The organism is Streptomyces beigongshangae (assembly GCF_019710745.1).
In the GTDB taxonomy this organism is placed as follows: domain Bacteria; phylum Actinomycetota; class Actinomycetes; order Streptomycetales; family Streptomycetaceae; genus Streptomyces; species Streptomyces beigongshangae.
On the sequence record NZ_JAHKJW010000168.1, the window covers coordinates 1 to 1,157 of the forward strand.

The following is a 1,157-nucleotide window of genomic DNA, read 5'->3' on the forward strand; positions in this document are numbered from 1 at the left end:
GTTTGAGCTCGCGGTAGTCATGTTCGATCCGCCAGCGCATCTTCGCCCACTGCACCAGGTCAGCGGTGGGTGTAGTGGCGGGCAGGTTCGATATCCAGTAGTCCGTCGGGCGGTCCTGACCTTTCGGCCATTCGACCAGGAGGGTCTGGGTGGGCAGGACGCCGTCCCAGCGGCTGCGGCCGCCGCCTGTTTCCTGGGCGGCGGCCAGGGACTGTTTGCCCGCGGGCCGCACTGTCAGCACCGTGAATCGTGAGGCCATTACGCCTTTGCTGCCCTGCCTCCAGGTCACCTCGGAGTATCGCTCCGCGCCCGCCTGCGCCGCGAGGATGGAGAGGGCTCGCGGCGGGGTGCGGTAGCGGGGAAGGGTGGGTGGTCCGAGTCCGCCGTAAGCGGGCTGATGCGGCTCGGCATCCTCCGGATGAGCGACTTTCTGGCCCTGCAGGGCCAGGACATAGGACAGCCCTCGCTCCTGGAGGCCGAGCCTAAACGGCGTGCTGACGCCGTAGCCGGCGTCGGCGACGATGACCGGCGCCTGCAACTGCCACTCGGCGAGTGTGTCCAGGAGGCTGAGCGCGAGACGCCATTTCTCTTGATGCACCACCTCCTGGGGGACGCCTGCCCTGCGGCAGCGATCGGGCTCGTCCGTCCACTCCCGTGGCAGATACAACTGCCAGTCCAAGGGGCACGAAGCGGTGTCGGTGGCGGCATGAACACTGACTGCGACCTGGCAGTTCGCCCGTTTGCCGACCGCTCCGCAGTACTGGCGGGCCACCCCGACCGACGCCTTGCCGCACTTGGGGAACGACACGTCGTCGATCACCCACACTTTGGGCCTGACCACTTCGGACAGCCGCTCGGCGATCCGCCGCCTGACCGGCAGCGGGTCCCACGGCGACTGGTTCACGAACTGCTGCAGGGCCTGCATGTTCCCGCCCGGCAGACGCGCGGCCATCGGCTGGATCGACTTGCGCCGGCCGTCCAGCATCAGCCCCCGCAGATAGCACTCGCCCCTGGCACGCTGGTCCTTGCGCGGCACCGAGGCGAACACATCGGCCACGAACAGCTCCAACGCCGCCCGTAATCGGTTCACTTCATGTGTGTCCACACTTTCAAAATGCTCTTGATCAGCACAAACATACAGACCTAACGAAGCACTA

Annotated in this window: 1 protein-coding gene; it reads right to left on the reverse strand. The window is 66.6% G+C overall.

The window, feature by feature from the left end:
• The coding region (locus tag KM933_RS38650) for an IS701 family transposase (RefSeq protein ID WP_221362344.1) at nucleotides 1-1,105 on the reverse strand (1,105 nt) is incomplete at its 3' end.
• Between the last annotated feature and the right edge of the window lie 52 nt (nucleotides 1,106-1,157).